Annotated in this window: 1 rRNA gene; it reads left to right on the top strand. The window is 51.2% G+C overall.

The features are described 5' to 3' along the window. Window positions 1-197: 197 nt before the first annotated feature. A 23S ribosomal RNA gene (locus tag FYJ45_RS29035) occupies window positions 198-3,080 on the top strand. Window positions 3,081-3,102: the final 22 nt, after the last annotated feature.

Genomic DNA, 3,102 nt, shown 5'->3' with positions numbered 1-3,102 from the left:
GTACCTTGAAAACCGAATATTGAAAATAATCTTAAAGTATCAACGTCTAAAAAGTTGGTTTGTAAGAACCAACCGGATAGAAGAAGATAAACGAGAAGACATCCAAAACAAGCAAAAAAAGAAATGAAGATTTCAAATAAAAGGCATACAACGCTATGTATGCTGGTAACGAGACCAAAAAAGGACGAGTTACAACAGGTTAAGCTGTAAAGAGCACAGGGCGGATGCCTTGGCACTAAGAGCCGATGAAAGACGCGATAAGCTGCGAAAAGCTGCGGTGAGGAGCAAATATCCCGTGACCCGCAGATGTCTGAATGGGGAAACCCGGCGGAGCAAACCTCCGTCACCGTATACTGAATCCATAGGTATGCGGAGGGAACCCGGTGAACTGAAACATCTAAGTAGCCGGAGGAAGAGAAAGAAAAAATATCGATTCTGTGAGTAGCGGCGAGCGAAAACGGAAGAGCCCAAACCAGTGTGCGTGCATGCTGGGGTTCGGACTGCAGACGTTACGAACAAGGTTAGCAGAACGGTCCTGGAAAGACCGGCCAGAGAGGGTGAAAGCCCCGTAAGCGAAAACCGAGTGAGGACAGCAGTATCCAGAGTACCACGAGACACGAGAAACCTTGTGGGAAGAAGCGGGGACCACCCCGTAAGGCTAAATACTCCTTAGTGACCGATAGCGCATAGTACTGTGAAGGAAAGGTGAAAAGGACCCCGGGAGGGGAGTGAAAGAGAACCTGAAACCCTGTGTTTACAAGCTGTGGAAGTACCTTAGGGGTACAACCGCGTACTTTTTGTAGAACGGTCCGGCGAGTTGCGGGTGCTGGCAAGGTTAAGTCCTTAAGGGACGGAGCCGAAGGGAAACCAAGTGTCAATAGCGCGTGAAGTCAGCATCTGCAGACCCGAAACCGGGTGATCTATCCATGTCCAGGTTGAAGTTGTCGTAAAAGACAATGGAGGACCGAACGCACATCCGTTGAAAAGGGTGGCGATGAGGTGTGGATAGGGGAGAAATTCCAATCGAACCCGGAGATAGCTGGTTCTCCTCGAAATAGCTTTAGGGCTAGCCTCGTATTAATGCCATGGAGGTAGAGCACTGAATTTCCTAGGGGGCGTCAAAGTCTACCGAAGAATATCAAACTCCGAATGCCATAGGTATGATGTACGGGAGTCAGACTGCACGAGATAAGTTGGGCAGTCAAAAGGGAAAGAGCCCAGACCTACAGCTAAGGTCCCAAAGTACGTGTTAAGTGGAAAAGGATGTGGGATTTCAAAGACAACTAGGATGTTGGCTTAGAAGCAGCCATACATTCAAAGAGTGCGTAATAGCTCACTAGTCGAGAGGTCCTGCGCCGAAAATGTCCGGGGCTGAAACACGGCACCGAAGCTTAGGAATACAAGTAATTGTATTGGTAGAGGAGCAATCTTACCGGGAGGAAGCAGTACTGTAAGGTATTGTGGACTGGTAAGAAGAGAGAATGCCGGAATGAGTAGCGAGATGGAGGTGGGAATCCTCCAGGCCGAATATCTAAGGTTTCCAGGGTAAAGCTGATCTGCCCTGGGTAAGTCGGGGCCTAAGGCGAGGTCGAAAGACGTAGCCGATGGACAACAGGTTGAGATTCCTGTACTATCATATGACAGAACTGTGGGGACACAGAAGGAAAGCCTGAGCCGGGAAAGGGAAAACCGGTGCAAGCGGAGTAGGAGTCAGATTGGAAAAACCGTCTGGCAATCTGAAGCCGTGATGCGGACCGAACTAGAGTAGGGAAGCAGGCGGGCCGGCTGTCGAGAAAAGCCGCTATTGTTCATATGATACCCGTACCGTAAACCGACACAGGTGGATGAGGAGAGAATCCTAAGGCCGGCGGGAGAAGCATTGTTAAGGAACTCGGCAAAATGACCCCGTAACTTCGGGAGAAGGGGTGCCTCTGAAAGGAGGCCGCAGAGAATAGGCTCAAGCAACTGTTTAGCAAAAACACAGGTCTATGCGAAACCGAAAGGTGAGGTATATGGGCTGACGCCTGCCCGGTGCTGGAAGGTTAAGAGGAGGAGTCAGGCAACGAAGCTCCGAATTTAAGCCCCAGTAAACGGCGGCCGTAACTATAACGGTCCTAAGGTAGCGAAATTCCTTGTCGGGTAAGTTCCGACCCGCACGAAAGGCGTAATGATTTGAGCGCTGTCTCGACAATGCACCCGGTGAAATTGAAGTACCAGTGAAGATGCTGGTTACCTGCGCCAGGACGGAAAGACCCCATGGAGCTTTACTCCAGCTTGATACTGGGATTCGATGCTGTATGTACAGGATAGGTGGGAGACTAAGAAGTGATTACGCCAGTAATCATGGAGTCAATGTTGGGATACCACCCTTGCAGCATTGGATTTCTAACCTGCGCCCGTGACCCGGGCGGGGGACAATGTCTGGCGGGGAGTTTGACTGGGGCGGTCGCCTCCGAAAGGGTATCGGAGGCGCTCAAAGGTTCCCTCAGGATGGTTGGAAACCATCCGGAGAGTGCAAAGGCATAAGGGAGCTTGACTGTGACACCGACGGGTGGAGCAGGTACGAAAGTAGGACTTAGTGATCCGGTGGTATTAAGTGGGAATGCCATCGCTCAACGGATAAAAGCTACCCTGGGGATAACAGGCTTATCACTCCCAAGAGTTCACATCGACGGAGTGGTTTGGCACCTCGATGTCGGCTCATCGCATCCTGGGGCTGTAGCAGGTCCCAAGGGTTGGGCTGTTCGCCCATTAAAGCGGTACGCGAGCTGGGTTCAGAACGTCGTGAGACAGTTCGGTCCCTATCCGGCGCAGGCGAAGGATATTTGAGAGGAGCTGTCCTTAGTACGAGAGGACCGGGATGGACGGACCGCTGGTGTATCTGTTGACGACCAACGTCATGGCAGAGTAGCCAAGTCCGGCAGGGATAAACGCTGAAGGCATCTAAGCGTGAAGCCCCCCTCAAGATGAGATATCCCAGTAAGTAAGACCCCTTAGAGAGTATGAGGTAGATAGGCTGGAGGTGGAAGTGCAGCAATGTATGCAGCTGACCAGTACTAATCGGTCGAGGGCTTATCCTGAAAGAAGCAGGTTTTGGAGAGA

This window comes from Eisenbergiella porci (assembly GCF_009696275.1).
GTDB lineage: Bacteria > Bacillota > Clostridia > Lachnospirales > Lachnospiraceae > Eisenbergiella > Eisenbergiella porci.
Note: the sequence above shows the minus strand (reverse complement) of the source record. Positions and strands in the feature narration are given on the sequence as shown.